The following is a 16,415-nucleotide window of genomic DNA, read 5'->3' as shown; positions in this document are numbered from 1 at the left end:
CGTCACTCCTCGTTCGGCAGGAAGAGCACCTTGGAGCTGAAGATGGAACGTTCCCCGAGTCCGGCCATGGTCTCGGGCAGCGCCTCCAGCCCCAGCTCATGCGTGATCATGAACTTCCAGGCCAGCTCGCCGGAGGCGAGCAACCTGGCCGCCTCCCGCCACTCCTCGCCGGGGAACGGCGCCGAGAAGGAGTTCCACGCGCCGTGCAGCGTGACCTCGCGGCGCAGGAAGGAGCTGAACGTGGCCTTGGGCAGCACCACGGGCTCGTGCGGGATGCCGATGAACACCGCCTCGCCGTGCCGGGCCGTCAGCGCCACCGCCTGGTCGACGGTGGCCGGCACGCCCGCGGACTCGACGACCACGTCGTACCCCTCGCCGACCAGGTCGGCGGCGGCCTCGGAGCTGGTGGCGGTGTGCGTGGCGCCCGCCTCCGTCGCCATGGCGGCCTTCTGCTCGTTCAGCTCGATCACGAGCACCTCGGCGGCGCCGGCGATGCGCGCCCACTGCACGGCGAACAGCCCGATGGGGCCGGCGCCGACGACCGCGACCCGGTGGCCGCCGCGCATCTTCGTCCGCCACAGGGCGTGCAGGGCGATCGCCGCCGGGTCCAGCATGGCCGCCGCCCTCGGGTCGAGGTCGGCGGGCAACACCATGAGGTTCTCGTCGGGGACGGTGACGTACTGGGCGTACGCGCCGTCCCTGCGGCTGCCGAAGTAGCCGTAGTTCTGGCACAGGCTGAAGTGCCCCTGGCTGCACGGCGCGCAGGCGTGGCACGGGATGAGCGGGGGCACGGTGACCAGGTCGCCCTCGCGCACGCGCCCCGTGGCGGCCAGGCGTTCGCCCATCCGGACCACGTGACCCGAGAACTCGTGGCCGCAGATGATCGGGAAGTGGTACGCCCCCGCGGACAACATGCGCGGGATGTCCGATCCGCACACCCCGCAGGCGGCGACGCGGACGAGCGCCTCGCCGGGGCCGGGCTCGGGTACGGGCACCTGCTCCACCCGGATGTCCCCGGGCGCGTGGAGCACTGCGGCCTGCATGGTCATGTCTCCGCCTTCCTGGTATTCGCCGGTCGTCACTGCTCGCGCGCCTGGGCGAACTCTCCGGACCCGGTGTACTGGGCCGCGTTGTCCGGGTCGATCAGCTCGGTACCCGCGTCGATGGAGGGCTCGACCTTCTCGCCCTTGCCGACCTTGAGCACCGTCTCCACGGCCTTCGAGCCGAGCGAGATGGGGTCGTTGAGCGCCGTGGCGACGTACTGCCCGCCGCCGGCGATCTCCTTGACCGCCTCCATGAGCCCGTCCACGCCGGCGACGAGGACCTTGCTCTTGCCGCTCTCGTTGAGCACCTTCAGCGCGCCGAGCGCCATGTCGTCGTTGTGCGCGTAGACGGCGGCCACGCCGGGGTTGACCTGGAGCAGGTCCTGCATGGCCGTGACGGCCTTGGCCCGGACGTAGTCCGCGTACGGCCCCTCCACGATCTTGATCTTCGGGTTGGCCTTGACGGCCTCGTGGAATCCGGCGCTGCGGTCGCGTGCCACGGCGCCGCCCGCGTCTCCCTTGATCTCGATGACGGTGCCGCCCTTGGCGCCGAGCTGCTCGCTGAGGCGCTTGCCGACGAGCTCGCCCATCGCCTTGTTGTCGCGCCCGACGTGGGCGACCGCGCCCTCGGCGACCGGCCGGTCCACGGTCACCACCGACACTCCGGCGGCCTTGGCGGCGGCGAGGCCGGGCTGCACGCCCTGCGGGTCGACCGGGTTGATGAGCAGGACGTCGACCTGCCGGGTGATGAGGTCCTGGACGTCGTTGTTCTGCTTGGTGACGTCCCCGCCCGCGTCCGCGAAGTAGAGCGTGGCGCCGGCCTTCTCGGCGGCGGCTTCGGCTCCTTCGCGCAGCTGCACGTAGAACGGGGACTGCTGGGTCGCCTGGCTGAAGCCGATGACGAGCGGGCCGTCGCCGGCCTCCTGGCCGGCGTCGGCGGTGGACCCGCCGGGGGTGGTCGACACCGAGCACGCGGCCAGGGCGATGGCGGAAAGAAGGAGGACAGGCATTTTGAACAGCCGGAATCCACGCATAGGGACCTCCGTATGTGACGTGGTAACGCACGCTAAGTCGCCCGTTCACCTGGCAGCAACACATGAGCCGAAATTTGCTCATATGAGCACGCGCTACCCGCCACAGCACAAACTGCCTGCACAGAGGTCCCTGCGGCCACCGCCCCCTCTGGGGGGAGGGGCGGTGGGCCGGTCAGCGTTCGAGCACCACGGGCAGCGCCTCCAGCCCGCGGACGATCACCAGAGGGCTCTGGTAACGCAACCGGAGCTGCTCCGCCGGGCACGCCAGCCGGATCCCGGGGAAGCGCCCGAACAGGGACGCGAAGGCCACCATGCCTTCCAGCCTGGCCAGCGGCGCCCCGAGACAGAAGTGCATGCCGTGCCCGAACGCCAGATGCGGGTTGTCCCCCCTGGCCAGGTCGAGCTCGCCCGGGCGGTCGAAGCGCAGGGGATCGCGGTCGGCCCCGGCCAAGGAGACCAGCACCAGGTTTCCCGCGGGGATCGTGAAGCCGCCGAGCTCGACGTCCTCCAGGGTGAAGCGGAACGTGGCGTTCTCGACCGGGCTGTCATAGCGCAGCAACTCCTCCACGGCCGAAGGCAGCAGCCCGGGGTCGGCGATGAGCGCGTCGAGCTGGTCCCGGTTGCGGAGCAGGGCGAGCGTGCCGTTGCCGATGAGGTTGACCGTGGTCTCGTGCCCGGCGATGAGCAGCAGCATGAGCGTGCCGCGCAGTTCGTCCTCGTCGAGCTCGCCCCGTTCGTCCGCGGCCACGATCAGAGCGCTGAGCAGGTCGGGCTGGTCCTCGTGCGGCACCTCGCGGTCGACGCCGCTCCTGCACCGCTCGATCAGGCCGGACAGGTAGACCTCCAGCGCCGCCATGCCTTCCTCACGCCGCCGCCTCTCGTCAGGCGTCGAGACGACGAGGGTCATGGCGCGGGTCCAGGCACGGAACCTGTCGCGGTCCTCGACGGGGACGCCGAGCATCTCGCAGATCACGGTGATCGGGAGCTGGAAGGCGAACCGGTCGATGAGGTCGATCTCCTCCCCCGTGGGCAGCGCGTCGAGCAGGTCGTCGGTGATCTGCTGGATGCGCGGGCGCAGCGCCTCCACGCGTCTCGGCGTGAACGCCCTGCCGACGACCCGGCGCAGGCGGGTGTGGTCGGGCGGGTCGCTCGACAACATGTTGACGCCGACGGGTCCCGCCGCCTCGGTGACGAGCCCCGAGTCGCGCAGGAAGCCAGGGGCGTTCTTGGGGTGTTTGGACAGCCGCTGGTCGTGCAGCGCCGCGCGGGCCTCCTCGTATCGGGTGATCATGTACGCCTCGCCGCCCAGCGGCGTGGCGACACGGTGCACGGGACCGGCCTCGCGAAGCGTCGCGTAGCGGGAATACGCATCGTCCATGTCGCTCTCTTCCCTCTGTAGAAACGGTGTCGTATCTATAAGACGCTACGACTCGGCGTATAGATACGCAAGCGTTGCTATAATGGGCAGGGTGAGCGACGAGGAAAGCCCGCCCCGCGCCAAGCGTCGCGGCCGCGAGGCCATGCGCCAGGCCATCCGGCAGGCGATGCTCGACGAGCTGGTGGAGCACGGCTACGGCGATGTCTCCATCGAAGGGGTGGCCCTGAGAGCCGGCGCGGCCAAGACCTCGGTCTACCGCTACTGGCCCAGCAAGGAAGACCTCGCCATCGACGCGCTGGAGCACGTCCTGCCCTCGACGGAAGGGCATGAGAGCACCGGCAGGATCCGCGAGGACTTCCGTGCCGCGTCCCGCATGATGGCCCGCTCCCTCGCCGGGCAGGCCGGCGACGTCCTGATGACCCTGGTGGCGGAGCGGCGGCGGCACCCTGCGGTCGCCGAGGCCGTCATGGAGAGGCTCGTCCGCCCCCGCCAGCGGGCCATGCTGGAGCTGCTGCGCCAGGCCGCCGCCCGCGGGGAGATCACCGCCGGGTCGGCCTCCGCCATCCCGGTGCTGGTCGGAAGCGGCCTGCTGCTGCAGCACTTCATGCACCACGGCACGTCACCCGACGACGAGCAGATCGACGAGTACATCGACCAGGCCGTCATGCCGCTGCTGGCCAGGCCGGGGCCCTCCGGCCCGCCGGCCTGACGCCGTGCCCGTCCGTCAGGAGCGCGCGGGCCGCCTCACCCGCGTTCCGCGGTCACGCCGAGGGCCCGCAGCAGCTCGGCGCGGATCTGGCCGGCGCCCGCGCCGGCGCCGAGCCGCTGCTCCGCCGCGATCCGGCCCCTGTCGAGCACGAGAACGCGATCGGCCAGCGCGATCGCCTCGTCCACGTCGTGGGTCACGAGGAGCACGGCGGGCCGGTGCTGCTCGACCAGGCGGCGCAGCAGCCCGTGCATCCTGAGCCTGGTCAGGGCGTCGAGCGCGCCGAAGGGCTCGTCGGCGAGCAGCAGCCTGGGCTCGCGCACCAGCGACCGGGCCAGCGCCACCCGCTGCTGCTCGCCGCCCGACAGCTCGTTGGGCCAGGCGCGTTCCCGCCCGGCCAGGCCCACCTCGGCCAGGCTCTCCCGGCCGCGCTCCACCGCGCCGTCGAGGCCGAGCACGACGTTGTCCAGCACCCGCTGCCAGGGCAGCAGCCTGGCGTCCTGGAAGACGACCGACACCTGCGCCGGCACCTCGATCAGCCCGTCGCCCGCCACGTCGAAGTCCAGCCCGGCCAGCGCCCGCAACAACGTGCTCTTCCCCGACCCGCTCTGCCCGAGCAGCGCCACGAACTCTCCTGGCGCGATCTCCAGGTCCAGCCCGTCCAGGATGGCCCGCGAGCCGTAGTGGCGGGTCAGGCCCTCGACGCGGATCAGCTCGCCAACGTCCGTCGCCACGACAGCGCCCTCCTCTCGACGAGCTTGACCCCGGCGTCGGAGAAGAGGCCCAGCAGGCCGTACAGGACGAGCCCGACGAGGATGACGTCGGTCTGCCCGTACGTGCGCGCCAGGTCCATCATGTAGCCGATGCCGCTGGTGGCGTTGATCAGCTCGGCCACGACCAGGTAGAGCCAGGCCGTCATGACGGCGAACCGCAGCCCGAGCAGGAACCCGGGCAGCGCGCCCGGCAGCACCACCTTCCGCACGAACGCGCCACGCCCGAGGCCGACCGTCTCGGCCAGCTCGACGTAGCGGCTGTCGATGGCGCGCAGGCCGTTGTGGGTGTGGATGTAGATCGGCACGAGCACGCCGACGGCGATGACCGTCACCTTCATCACCTCGCCGATGCCCAGCCAGAGGATCAGCAGCGGCATCACCGCGAGCGACGGGATGGCCCGCTTGAGCTGGACGGGGCCGTCGATCAGGGCTTCACCCCAGCGGCTCAGCCCGGACACCAGCGCGAGCAGCGTGCCGAGCGGGATGCCGATCGCCAGCCCCAGCACGACCCGCTGGACCGAGGCGAGCAGGTGGTCCTGCAGCCGGCCGGTACCGACCAGGTCGTACGCGGTGGCGACCACGGTCCACGGAGCGGACAGGAAGCGGGGGTCGAGCCGGCCCGTGGCCGAGGCGGCGGCCCAGAGCGCGAGCAGCAGGAACGGGCCGAGCAGGAACCCGAGCCTGATCCGCCGGCCGGGACGCAGGCGGCGGCGGGCACGCGGGCGCGGTGCGGCGCTCGCCGGGCGGGAGGTGACGAGCGTCATCAGGCACCGTCCTTGACCGCGTCGGCGCCGACCGTCTGGAAGCGCGAGTCGTACAGGTCCTGGGCCTTCAGCGGCGGGTTGCCGGTCTCCTCGGCCAGGAGGTCGATGGTCTCCTGGTGCCGGGCGACGACCTGCGACCAGTCTGCCGGGATCTCGGGCTCGCCCGCCTGGTCGACCAGATATCGGCCGTCGGCGGCGGACAGGCCCTGGTCCTTGACGTAGTAGCCGTCGATCCATTCCCTGGGGTGCTCGTAGGTCCAGCGGGTGGCGCGCGCCCAGGCGGCGACGTACTCGCGCAGCGCGGCGGCCTTCGCCGGGTCCTCCAGCACCTGCCGGCGCACGTACAGGTGGGCCGGGTCGTCGCGCAGGCCGTGGCGGACGGTGGTGGCGCCGTCCTTGCCGAACTTCGTGAGGTACCGCTTGATGTTGACGCCGCCGATCGGGGCCACGTCCACCTGCCGGGAGGCCAGCGCGTTCGGGTAGACGTCGCCGGTGCTCGGCAGCTCGACCAGGGTGACGTCGTCCTTGGTCAGCCCAGCCCGCTTCAGGACCCTGAGCATCAGGGCGCCCTGCGCCTGGCCGGGGCTGAAGGCGATCTTCTTGCCGCGCAGGTCGGCCAGGGTCTTCACGTTCGCCCCCGGCGCGATGCCGAGCTCGTAGATCGGGTGGTTCAGCGGGTCCTTGCGGAACTTCGCGGCGACGATCTTCACGGACAGCCCGGTCCAGGTCGCGTGGACGGGCGGGATGTCCGCGACCGCGCCGACGTCGAGCGCCTCCGCCCGGAACGCCTCGCTGGTCTGCGGGCCGCCGCTGATGTTGGCCCATTCGATGGCGAACGAGAACGCGTCGATCTCACCCGAGAGCTGGAGCGCGACCTTGGTCGAGGGGTCACCGATGATCAGCTTGGTGCCCTTGGGAACGGAGCTCGGCAGCGGCGCGTCCGCCGGGAGCGCCGCCGCCGGCCGCTCTCCCGCGCCGGCCTGGGCACACGCGGTCAGAGCGGCGAGCAGGAGCATGGCGAGCGCGGGGCGCGACAGGGAGGGAACAGGCATCCGGCATGGCCCTTCGACGTGCGACAGGAGATCAAGTCCTCCTCACGATAGGCACGCCCCACCCTTAAATCAATATTTCCTACCAATTTTATTGGTAATTACGGGACGGAGGAGGTCGTGAGCCCGTGGGGTCGCAGGTCAGCCGGTGCGCCGGAGCCCTCGGGCCAGGGCGGCGGCCTCTCCCCGGGTGGTGACGCCGAGCTTGCCGAGGATGTTGGCCACGTGGAACTTGACGGTGTTCTCGCTGATGCCCAGCCGCTCGGCGATCGCGCGGTTGCGACGGCCCAGCGCCAACTCGTCGAGGACGTCGTGCTCCCTGGGGTTCAGCGCGTCCAGCGGGGCCGCGGGCGGCCCGGCGGCGATCGGGACGGACGCGACGATCGTCGTGCCCCAGCCGGGAACCGGGTCGGCCTCCAGCACCCCGCCCAGCCCGGCCAGGCGGTCGCGGAGCCGGTGGACCGGCAGCGCGTCGGCGGCGATCGTGCCCGGCCCGTCGTCGCGCACCGTCACCCGCAGCACGAGATCCGCCACCTGCCAGGACACCCTGATCCGGCTCACCCCGCCCTGCTGGAGCATGGCCAGCACCGCGCCGAGCGCCACGGATCTGGCGGCGCGCGCCACCACCCCCGGCAGGGGACGGCCCGGCGGCTCGGGCGCCACCAGGTCGAGGGCGATGGCGTCGTACCGGGTGAGCAGCGACAGCTTGTCGGTGAGGATGCCGAACGCCTCGCCCGCGCGCTCCTCTCCGGCCTCCCGCTCGCCGCCGTTGCGCGTCTCGATCAGCGCGGGTACGGCCAGCTCGATGGCGGTACGGCGGGCCGCGGCGTCGTCGAGCCTGCGCGAGCGCAGCACCCCGAGCAGCGCGGTGAGCGTGGCGGCGTGCGCGTCGGCCAGATCGGTGTCGGGGACCGCCGTGAGCGCGCCGACGCGTTCGGCGCCGGTGACCAGGTCGGCGAGGTGCAGGACGGCGACCTCCACGAGCTGCTGGACGAGGCCGCGCACGGCGGGCGAGGGCTCGGCGTCGTCGCCGAGGACGATGGCGGCCATGCCACTTCGTGACTCGGGCGGCCTGACCGCGACCGCCAGCACCTGGCGCGGCTCACCGCCCAACCGGAGCCGCCCGAGCCACGGCGTGCGCACGTCGACCCGGCCGAGCAGCGGCTCCATCTCATCGGCGGTCACCTCGTCGAGGCCGTGGGTCAGCAGCGGAGACATGAGCACGCAGTCGCCGGCGAGCAGGGCCAGCCCGTCATGCGGCAGCACGGTCGCCAGCACGCGTGACAACCGCGGCAGGATCTCGTCGAACGGCGCCCGCAGCACGTCCAGCACCGCGGACATGGCGCCCGACCACGACGCATCGGCCATGGCGTTCAGATTAGCCCGGCCGTCCGCGGCAACGGCCACCCGTTCGGGTGGGCGCGGACCACCCGAACGGCCGGTTCGCCCGGGACGGCCGCCGCGCCAGGCTGTCGGCATGAGGACATTGAGGAGAACATGATGACTCTTGTGGCGGTGGCCTACCACAGCGGGTACGGGCACACGGCGCGGCTGGCCGAAGCGGTGCGCACCGGGGCGACGGCGGTGGCCGGCGTCAAGGCCGAGACGGTGCCGGTGAACGGCATCACGGAGGCGCAGTGGTCGATTCTCGACGCGGCCGACGCGATCGTCTTCGGCACGCCCACCTACATGGGCTCGGCCAGCCCCGACTTCCACACCTTCGCCCGCGACTCGGTCAGCCGCTGGCAGGACCAGGCGTGGGAGGGCAAGCTGGCGGCCGGGTTCACCAACTCCGGATCGATGAGCGGCGACAAGCTGCACACGCTCGAATACCTCGCCCTGCTGGCCGCGCAGCACGGCATGCTCTGGGTCGGCCTCGGCCTGAAGTCCGGATGGAACGCCGGCACCGCCTCCGAGCACGACCTCAACCGGCTCGGTGTCTGGCTCGGCGCGGCCGCCCAGTCCAACATCGACGAAGGGCCCGACCTGATGCACGACTCCGACCTGCGCACCGCCCAGCACCTCGGCGCCAGGGTCGCCGGGTACGCCGCCCTCCTCGCCGCCGCGAAGGCGGCCTGAGAGGGGGACGGCGCGCCGCGGGTCACGTGTCGAGATGCGGGCGATCATGGTCTTCCCCTCCCGCTCACGCGTTCCTGCCGTACGGGCACACATGAGGATTCGCCGAATCCGTCACCTTCGCCGGGCCCGTTCCGTCAAGGAAGGGAACGACCCTGATCGAAGGATGATGTGACCGTGGACGCTGACGAGTTCCTGGCCGGACGATTCGCAGAACACCGCACCCACCTGAAGGCGGTGGCGTACCGGATGCTCGGCTCTCTCACCGAGGCCGACGACGCGGTGCAGGAGGCGTGGCTGCGGCTCAGCCGTACGGACTCCGGCGCGATCGGCAACCTGGGCGGCTGGCTCACCACGGTGGTCGGCCGGGTCTGCCTGGACATGCTGCGCGCACGCGCCGCGCGCCGCGAGGCGCCTCTGGAGCACCGGCTGCCCGATCCGGTCGTCAGCCCCGAGGACGGAGGCGACCCCGAGCAGGAGGCGCTGATCGCCGACGCCGTCGGCCTGGCGCTGCAGGTGGTGCTGGACTCGCTGCGCCCGGCTGAACGGCTGGCTTTCGTGCTGCACGACATGTTCGCGGTGCCGTTCGAGCAGATCGCCACGATCGTGGACCGCTCCCCCGACACGGCCAAGAAGCTGGCCAGCCGGGCCAGACAGCGGGTACGGGGGACGATCCCGTCGGCCGACCGCGACCCCGTACGCCAGCGCCGGGTCGTCGACGCCTTCCTGGCGGCCGCTCGCGGCGGTGACTTCGCCGCGCTGCTCGCCGTCCTGGATCCCGACGTGGTCCTGCGCATCGACGCGGGCGCCTTCGCCGAGGGTGGTTCGTGGACGATCAGCGGCGCCGCCGCGGTGGCCGGGCACGCCCCGAACTTCCAGCGGTTCACGACCACCCACACCGTGCAGCGCGTGCTGGTGAACGGGGCGGCCGGGCTGATCAGCAGCGAGGACGGCCGGCCGCGATCGGTTCTCGGCTTCACCATCGCCGACGGCAGGATCGCCGCGATCGACATCCTCTCCGACCCCGAACGTGTCGCACGGCTCGACCTGGCCCTGCCGCGGGGCTGACGGGTGGAGTCCGGAACCACGCGGTGCCCCCACCGGCCCGGACGGTGCGCTACGCGGACGGGCCTCAGAGGGCCGGAGCCGGTGGGCCGGCTGCCGCGTCCGGTTCTCCTGATGGCTCTGGGCTGGTCATTTCTCGGAAAGACGGCACCCGGCGCAAGGGTGCGAACCGGGACATCGCCGTAGCGTCGGTGGCATGAAGATCGACGTGGTGCTGCCCTGCCTCAACGAGGCGGCGGCCCTGCCGTGGGTGCTCGGGCGGATGCCGCACGGCTTCCACCCGATCGTGGTCGACAACGGCTCGGCGGACGGATCAGCGAAGATCGCCGCCGAGCTCGGCGCGACGGTGGTGAGCGAGCCGCGGACCGGGTTCGGCGCCGCCTGCCACGCCGGGCTCGCCGCCGCCACCTCGGACGTCGTGTGCTTCATGGACGCCGACGCGTCGCTGGATCCCGAGCAGCTGCCCCGGGTGAGCGGGCCCGTCATGGCCGGCGAGGCCGACCTCGTCCTGGGTCGCCGGGTCCGCCGGCCCGGCGCGTCGTGGCCGGCGCACGCCAGGCTGGGCAACGCCGTGCTGGCCAGGCGGTTGCGCCGCCGTACCGGTGCCCGGCTGCGCGATCTGGGGCCGATGCGCGCCTGCCGGCGCGTCGCGCTGCTCCGGCTGGGGATCGTCGACCGGCGCTTCGGCTACCCGCTGGAGATGGTCCTGCGCGCAGGGGCGGCGCGCTGGCGCATCGTCGAGGTCGACGTCGACTACCTGCCCCGCAACGGCCGGTCGAAGGTGACCGGCACCGTACGCGGCACCCTGCGGGCCGTCGGCGACATGCGGCGGGTCATGACCCGCCAGGACGGAACCGCGTGAACCGGACGCAGATCGTCGTGATCGCCAAGGAGCCCGTGCCGGGGAAGGTCAAGACCCGGCTCGTCCCGCCGCTCACCTCCGAGGAGGCGGCCGCCGTGGCCGGGGCCGCGCTGGAGGACACGCTGCGCGCGGTCGCCCGGGCGCCCGCCGTACGCCGGGTGCTGGCCCTCGACGGCGCGCCCGGAACGTGGCTGCCCTCAGGATTCACCGTGCTCCCGCAGCGCGGCGGCGGCCTGGACGAGCGGCTGGCGGCGGCCTTCGAGGACGCGTACCGGCTGCTGCCCGTCCCCGTCGTGCTGATCGGCATGGACACCCCGCAGATCACCCCGGACCTGCTGGCCGAGGCCGTGGCCCTGCTCGACGGCCGCGACGCGGTGTTCGGCCCCGCGAACGACGGCGGCTTCTGGCTGCTCGGGCTGCGCGACCCCGACCCCGCGCTGCTGCTCGGCGTGCCCATGTCGGAGCCGGACACCGGAGAGGTGCAGCTGCGGCGGATGGAGGAGGCGGGGATGAGCGTCGCGTCGTTGCCGTGCCTGACCGACGTGGACACCATGGCGGACGCGGTCGAGGTGGCGGCGCTGGCCCCCCACTCCCGTTACGCCGCCGCGCTCGCCGGGACCGGGACGCGGTTGTGACCGGCGCCCGTGACCGGACGGTGGTGGTGACGGGCGCCGCCGGGTTCATCGGCAGTCACGTGGTGGCGGCGCTGGAGGCGTCAGGTCACGAGGTCGTGCCGCTCGACCTGCGCTCCGGCGGGGACGTACGCGACCCCGTACTGCTCGACCGGGTGCTGGCGGGCGCCGGCGCGGTCGTGCACCAGGCGGCCAGGGTCGGCCTCGGCGTGGACGTGGCCGACCTGCCCGGCTACGCCTCGACCAACGTGTACGGCACGGCCGTGCTGCTGGCCGCGATGGCCGCCCGCGACGTCAGGCGCCTGGTGCTGGCCTCCTCCATGGTGGTCTACGGCGAGGGCGCCTACGACTGCGCGCGGCACGGCCGGGTGCGGCCCGGCCCGCGCTCGGCCGAGGACCTGGCGCGGGGGTCGTTCGAGCCGTGCTGCCCCCGCTGCGGCGACCAGGTGCGCTGCTCCCCCATCGACGAGGACGCGCCGATGGATCCGCGCAACGCCTACGCCACCACGAAGCTCGCGCAGGAACACCTCGCCGCGAACTGGGCGCGCGAGACCGGCGGCACCGCGGTCGCCCTCCGCTACCACAACGTGTACGGCCCCAGGATGCCCAGGGACACCCCCTACTCGGGGGTCGCGGCGATCTTCCGGTCGGCGCTGGAGGCCGGTCGTGCGCCCCGGGTGTTCGAGGACGGCGGGCAGACACGCGACTTCGTCCACGTCCGCGACGTCGCCGGCGCCAACGTGGCCGCCCTCGCCGGTGGCCGGGCGGGGTGCCTGGCGGCGTACAACATCGCGAGCGGGGAGCCGCACACCGTCGGGGAGCTGGCCGGGGAACTGGCGGCCCAGCGCGGCGGCCCCGAGCCGGTCACCACCGGGGAGTACCGGCTGGGCGACGTGCGCCACATCGTGGCCGCGCCGCACCGGGCCGCCGCGGAGCTCGGCTTCCGGGCGCGGATCCGTTTCGCGGAGGGCATGAAGGAGTTCGCCACCGCACCACTCGCCTGAGCCGGACCAACCCCCCACCACACCACTCCGCCCGAGCCGGAGCACCACCGCCACCACACCACTCCGCCCGAGCCGGGCCACCACCGCCACCGCACCACTCGCCGGAGCGAGAGCGTCACGGCTTCCGCAGCCACTCGCTGGAGCCGGGCCACCGGCGTCACCGCGGCGCCTCGCCCTGCCCGGGAAGACCGGCTACGGTGTCGGGCCGGTGCAGGTGGCGAACCAGCGGCCGGCGACGGTCCACAGGTCGACGGTGGGGAAGCCGCAGCCTGCGGCGAGCGGGCCGATGTCGTCGGCGCAGACGGTCGCCCACCGGAACCAGTCGCCGGTGCGGCCACCCTGGCGCAGCCGTACGCGGTCCACCGTGCTCCCCGAACCCGGCGCGCGCACCTCGGCGAGCACGGACCCGCCCGGCCTGACCAGCTGCCGCAGGCGCCGCAGCAGCGCCACGGGATCGCCGCCGATCCCGATGTTGCCGTCGGCCAGCAGTGCCTCGGCCCACAGCCCGGCGCAGGGAACGGGTTGGAAGACGCACCCGAGCAGGGCCAGGCCGCCCGCGCGCCGGGTCAGCTCGACCGCCAGGGGGGTGATGTCGATGCCGAGGGCGAAGACGCCCCTGCGGGCGAGCGCCGCGGTCAGCCGGCCGGCTCCGGAACCGACGTCCAGGGTGGGGCCGCCGCACCGGTCCAGCACGTCGTCGTCGCCGTCGATGGGCCGCAGCCAGCGTTCGGCGGCGAGCGGGCGGACCCGGCCGTCGGCGTACTCGACCTCGACGTACCGTCCTCGCAGGTTGTGCTCGTAGAACGCGCCGATCATGGCGCCCCGGCTCCCGCGGGGGATCGGATCCGTCTCCCCCGAGCGTCCGGCACGATGCCGCGCGCGTCCGGACGCGGGCCGGACGGACCCGGACGCGGGCCGGGTGGGCCGGTGCGCGTTCTCGGTCGCGCGGCCTCGTGACGTGGTGCCGCGGACGCGTCAGGCGCGCGACCGGGCGGCGTATCCGGCACTCATCCCCCCGAATCCGATGTCGGATGCTGGTGTCCTTACCGGATATACTGTCTGTTATTCCTCGTTCACCCTGCGCATTCGCGTGCGCGGGAAAAGCGTTGGCACGCGCGTTCGCCCCGTCGCTAGCGTGTCGCCGTGACGTACGAGAACCCCCTGGCCTACGTGCTCGGCCTCGAAGGCATGGCTCTGATGCGCTCCTTCACCGGCGAGCACGACCGCGCGTTCGTCGAGGCGCGCATCGCCGAGATCCGGCGCCTGCTGGACGATCCGGCACTGGCCGATGCCGCCGTCGACGTCGTCCGCGTCGACACCGTCGAGGGTTACCGGATCTGGTCCCGCACGTACGACGATCCCAACTCGGCCTTCTCCTACGACGAGCCGATCATCGAGGAGATCGTCGGCACGCTGCCGGCGGGCCTCGCCCTGGACGCCGCGTGCGGCACGGGCAGGGTCGCCGCGGCCCTGGCCGGTCGCGGCCACCGGGTCATCGGCGTCGACAGCTCCCCCGACATGCTCGCCCGCGCTCGCGAGCGGGTGCCGGAGGGCGACTTCCGGCTCGGCCCGCTCGACCGGTTGCCGGTCGATGACGCCTCCGTCGACCTGATCGTCTGTTCCCTGGCGCTCACCCATGTCCCCTCGCTGGATCCGGTGCTGGTCGAGTTCGCCAGGGTGCTGCGCCCGGGCGGGCACGTGGTGCTCTCCGACATCCACCCGGAGGGCGTGGCCCGCGGCATCATCCCGTCGTTGCGGCTGCCGGACGACCGGCCCGCCCGCGTGGCCACCTACCACCACCGGATCGGCGACTACGTACGCGCCGCGCTGGGGGCGGGGCTTGAGGTGCGCCGTTGCGAGGAGCCTCGGGAGCCCGGCGCCGAGGTTCCCGAACCGCAGGATCCGCCGAACGAGCCGGGGTCCCTGGGTCCCTGGGACCTGTGGCCGTGGGTCCTGGTCGACCACGCGCCCGAGGCGGCGCGGGCAGCCATCGACGGCGTCCCCGCCGTCGTCGTCTGGCACCTCCAGCGCCCGGCTCTTCGATCGTGAACACGTTCCTCACCGCCTGCTCGCGCGCGTAGGCGGGGAGGCCCGGCGGCCGGTGGCCGGGCGGTCCTCCGTCCGAGACCCTCCGTCCCGTCCACGACGGGACGGAGGGCCGAACCGTCGCACGCCTACGGCAGGCCGTCGAGCCCGCCGGCGAGGGAGCGCAGGGCCACGGGCGGAGGGCGTTCGCAGGTGCTCGCGATGGTCACCGCCGTGCCGGAGCGCGCCGCGTCCAGCAGCGACTCCATGACGTCGAGCACGTGGAAGGCCAGCGATCCGCCCGCGCGCGGCTCCGCGCCGCCGGCCGCGTGGAGTCCGGCCGACTCGAGGTCCGCCAGTCCCACGCCGCGCCCGGCCTCGACGTAGCCGGCCGCCGCCGGCAGCTCCCGCCAGCCCTCCTCCCCCAGCACCGACGCCAGGACGGCGCCGTCGAAGTGGTTCGGGTCGGGTACGACGAGCGAGCCCTTCTCCCCGTGCACCTCGATGTTGGGTGACCTGGTCGCGACCCCGTCGAAGCTCATCACGAGCGTGGACAGCGCACCTGACGCGTGCACGAGCACCCCGGTGACGTGGGTGTCGACGCTGACCGGGATCTCCTCGCCCTGCCGGGGGCCCGAGCCGATCGTGCGTTTGGCCCGGGTGCGCCCGGCGGCGCCGACGACGGTCGCGACCGGCCCGAGCAGCGTCACCAGGCAGGTGATGTAGTAGGGGCCCATGTCGAGCAGCGGGCCGCCGCCGGGGGCGTAGTAGAAGTCGGGGTTGGGGTGCCAGCGCTCGTGACCCGGCGTCATCATCGTCGCGGTGGCCGCGACGGGCCGCCCGATCAGGCCGTCGTCGATCGCCTTGCGCGCGGTCTGCGTGCCCGTCCCTAACACCGTGTCGGGCGCGCAGCCGACGCGCACCCCGGCCTCGCCGGCCGCCTGCAGCACCCGCGCCGCGTCGGCCACGTTCGCGGCCAGGGGCTTCTCGCAGTAGACGTCCTTGCCGGCGGCGATGGCCTGCAACGCGACCTCGGCATGGGCCGCCGGGACGGTCAGGTTGAGCACGACGTCGACGCGCGGGTCGGCCATCAGCCCGGCCACGCTCAGCACGTCGGTGCCGGGGTAGGGCCGTACCGCCTCCCGCGCCCTGTCGAGGTCGAGGTCGGCCACCGCGACCAGCCGCACCTGCGGCAGCCGTTCGATGGTGCGGAAATACTGGGCGGAGATCGCGCCGCACCCGACGACGCCCACGTTCACCGGCTCGCCCACACCATGCCCCTTTCGATGACGGTGCGTACGCTGTCGTGCTGGAGCACGTCGACGCTGTGCCCCGGGGTCGCGACGAAGATCCGGCCCTTCCCCCACCGGCGGGTCCAGATGGCGGGCGAGGTCACCTCGCGGTGCCACGGGTCCCACGGGCGCACCCGCTGCGTGGTCGTGGCCAGCACGTCGACGTAGTCGTCCGTCAGCACCCAGTACTGCTCGGTGACGAGGTCGAAGTCGGCGATGCCCTCGGTGATGGGGTGGCCGGCCGCCTCGGGCGACATGTTCACGGTGTACGGGACGAAGTAGTGCTCCTGCCTGCCCACGTCGTCGGCGTCCGGGCCCTTGCCCGGGTGGCAGGCGAACTGCCCGCCGACGAGGTGCAGGTAGTCGGATGAGTTACGGAAGGAGTCGGCGATGCCGCCGTGCCAGCCCGCCATCCCGGTGCCGGCGCGGATCGCGGCCTCCAGCCCCTGCAGCTCGGCACGCTCGATCGTGCCCATGGTGTAGCACTGCACGACGAGGTCGACGCCGGACATGAACGCGGGGTCCGCGTACGGTGCGGGAGAGTCCGCCTTGACCACCTCGAATCCCTGCTTCTCCAGGAAGGGCACGAAGAGTTCCGTGGCCTCGACGGGGGCGTGCCCCTCCCAGCCTCCCCGCACCACAAGGGCCTTCCTGCCGTTCTCACCTGTCATGCCATCACCCATCGTTCTGTGGTCAACGACTCCGATGGTCG

The 16,415-nt window shown here is 72.8% G+C and carries 17 protein-coding genes; 7 read left to right on the top strand and 10 right to left on the bottom strand.

The window, feature by feature from the left end; all coding sequences use genetic code 11:
• Window positions 1-2: 2 nt before the first annotated feature.
• The 3 genes from ABGB14_RS04435 to ABGB14_RS04425 all read right to left on the bottom strand — a co-directional run bounded on the left by ABGB14_RS04435 (window position 3) and on the right by ABGB14_RS04425 (window position 3,455).
• Entirely contained in the window at window positions 3-1,049 is a 1,047-nt protein-coding gene (locus tag ABGB14_RS04435; protein WP_347642223.1) for a galactitol-1-phosphate 5-dehydrogenase, read from the bottom strand.
• A 29-nt stretch (window positions 1,050-1,078) separates the two neighbouring features.
• Window positions 1,079-2,053, bottom strand: coding sequence for a substrate-binding domain-containing protein (locus tag ABGB14_RS04430; protein WP_347642222.1), 975 nt, complete (start codon window positions 2,051-2,053; stop codon window positions 1,079-1,081).
• A gap of 196 nt (window positions 2,054-2,249) precedes the next feature.
• Window positions 2,250-3,455 carry a cytochrome P450 gene (locus ABGB14_RS04425; protein ID WP_347642221.1) on the bottom strand — a complete coding sequence of 402 codons (1,206 nt, stop codon included), beginning with the start codon at window positions 3,453-3,455 and terminating at the stop codon, window positions 2,250-2,252.
• A gap of 91 nt (window positions 3,456-3,546) precedes the next feature.
• On the opposite strand from ABGB14_RS04425, the gene ABGB14_RS04420 reads away from it, so the two are divergent.
• Window positions 3,547-4,164 carry a TetR/AcrR family transcriptional regulator gene (locus ABGB14_RS04420; RefSeq protein ID WP_347642220.1) on the top strand — a complete coding sequence of 206 codons (618 nt, stop codon included), beginning with the start codon at window positions 3,547-3,549 and terminating at the stop codon, window positions 4,162-4,164.
• A gap of 35 nt (window positions 4,165-4,199) precedes the next feature.
• On the opposite strand, the gene ABGB14_RS04415 is transcribed toward ABGB14_RS04420, so the two are convergent.
• The 4 genes from ABGB14_RS04415 to ABGB14_RS04400 all read right to left on the bottom strand — a co-directional run bounded on the left by ABGB14_RS04415 (window position 4,200) and on the right by ABGB14_RS04400 (window position 8,115).
• On the bottom strand, window positions 4,200-4,895 hold the full coding sequence (locus ABGB14_RS04415) for an ABC transporter ATP-binding protein (protein ID WP_347642219.1): 696 nt from the start codon (window positions 4,893-4,895) through the stop codon (window positions 4,200-4,202).
• The gene (locus ABGB14_RS04410) at window positions 4,871-5,698 is read right to left on the bottom strand and encodes an ABC transporter permease (protein ID WP_347642218.1); all 828 of its coding nucleotides are present in this window, start codon (window positions 5,696-5,698) and stop codon (window positions 4,871-4,873) included. The genes ABGB14_RS04415 and ABGB14_RS04410 overlap by 25 nt, the downstream gene beginning before the upstream one ends.
• Window positions 5,698-6,750 carry an ABC transporter substrate-binding protein gene (locus ABGB14_RS04405; protein ID WP_347642217.1) on the bottom strand — a complete coding sequence of 351 codons (1,053 nt, stop codon included), beginning with the start codon at window positions 6,748-6,750 and terminating at the stop codon, window positions 5,698-5,700. The genes ABGB14_RS04410 and ABGB14_RS04405 overlap by 1 nt, the downstream gene beginning before the upstream one ends.
• Window positions 6,751-6,888: 138 nt before the next feature.
• The gene (locus tag ABGB14_RS04400) at window positions 6,889-8,115 is read right to left on the bottom strand and encodes a LuxR C-terminal-related transcriptional regulator (RefSeq protein ID WP_347642216.1); all 1,227 of its coding nucleotides are present in this window, start codon (window positions 8,113-8,115) and stop codon (window positions 6,889-6,891) included.
• A gap of 129 nt (window positions 8,116-8,244) precedes the next feature.
• On the opposite strand from ABGB14_RS04400, the gene ABGB14_RS04395 reads away from it, so the two are divergent.
• From ABGB14_RS04395 to ABGB14_RS04375, 5 genes are all read left to right on the top strand, one after another.
• Window positions 8,245-8,826 carry a flavodoxin family protein gene (locus ABGB14_RS04395; RefSeq protein ID WP_347642215.1) on the top strand — a complete coding sequence of 194 codons (582 nt, stop codon included), beginning with the start codon at window positions 8,245-8,247 and terminating at the stop codon, window positions 8,824-8,826.
• A gap of 174 nt (window positions 8,827-9,000) precedes the next feature.
• The gene (locus tag ABGB14_RS04390) at window positions 9,001-9,891 is read left to right on the top strand and encodes a sigma-70 family RNA polymerase sigma factor (protein ID WP_347642214.1); all 891 of its coding nucleotides are present in this window, start codon (window positions 9,001-9,003) and stop codon (window positions 9,889-9,891) included.
• 193 nt (window positions 9,892-10,084) lie between these two features.
• Complete coding sequence (locus ABGB14_RS04385; protein WP_347642213.1) at window positions 10,085-10,750, top strand: glycosyltransferase family 2 protein; 666 nt, start codon at window positions 10,085-10,087, stop codon at window positions 10,748-10,750.
• Window positions 10,747-11,385 (top strand): TIGR04282 family arsenosugar biosynthesis glycosyltransferase, encoded by a 639-nt coding sequence (locus tag ABGB14_RS04380; protein WP_347642212.1) that lies wholly within the window; start codon window positions 10,747-10,749, stop codon window positions 11,383-11,385. Before ABGB14_RS04385 ends, ABGB14_RS04380 begins: the two co-directional genes overlap by 4 nt.
• Window positions 11,382-12,386, top strand: coding sequence for an NAD-dependent epimerase/dehydratase family protein (locus ABGB14_RS04375; protein WP_347642211.1), 1,005 nt, complete (start codon window positions 11,382-11,384; stop codon window positions 12,384-12,386). Before ABGB14_RS04380 ends, ABGB14_RS04375 begins: the two co-directional genes overlap by 4 nt.
• 192 nt (window positions 12,387-12,578) lie before the next feature.
• On the opposite strand, the gene ABGB14_RS04370 is transcribed toward ABGB14_RS04375, so the two are convergent.
• Complete coding sequence (locus ABGB14_RS04370; RefSeq protein ID WP_347642210.1) at window positions 12,579-13,202, bottom strand: class I SAM-dependent methyltransferase; 624 nt, start codon at window positions 13,200-13,202, stop codon at window positions 12,579-12,581.
• Window positions 13,203-13,529: 327 nt separating this feature from the next.
• On the opposite strand from ABGB14_RS04370, the gene ABGB14_RS04365 reads away from it, so the two are divergent.
• Window positions 13,530-14,435, top strand: coding sequence for a class I SAM-dependent methyltransferase (locus ABGB14_RS04365; protein ID WP_347642209.1), 906 nt, complete (start codon window positions 13,530-13,532; stop codon window positions 14,433-14,435).
• Between the two features lie 125 nt (window positions 14,436-14,560).
• Here the strand turns inward: ABGB14_RS04365 and ABGB14_RS04360 are convergent, their stop codons facing one another.
• Together ABGB14_RS04360 and ABGB14_RS04355 are read right to left on the bottom strand one after the other, a co-directional pair.
• Entirely contained in the window at window positions 14,561-15,682 is a 1,122-nt protein-coding gene (locus tag ABGB14_RS04360) for a Gfo/Idh/MocA family oxidoreductase (protein WP_347642208.1), read from the bottom strand.
• Window positions 15,667-16,374 carry a ThuA domain-containing protein gene (locus tag ABGB14_RS04355; RefSeq protein ID WP_347642207.1) on the bottom strand — a complete coding sequence of 236 codons (708 nt, stop codon included), beginning with the start codon at window positions 16,372-16,374 and terminating at the stop codon, window positions 15,667-15,669. Before ABGB14_RS04355 ends, ABGB14_RS04360 begins: the two co-directional genes overlap by 16 nt.
• Window positions 16,375-16,415 lie beyond the last annotated feature (41 nt).

It is taken from the genome of Nonomuraea sp. B10E15 (genome assembly GCF_039871615.1).
In the GTDB taxonomy this organism is placed as follows: domain Bacteria; phylum Actinomycetota; class Actinomycetes; order Streptosporangiales; family Streptosporangiaceae; genus Nonomuraea.
The sequence above is the reverse complement of the archived record's forward strand: the minus strand, read 5'-3'. Positions and strand labels throughout refer to the sequence as shown.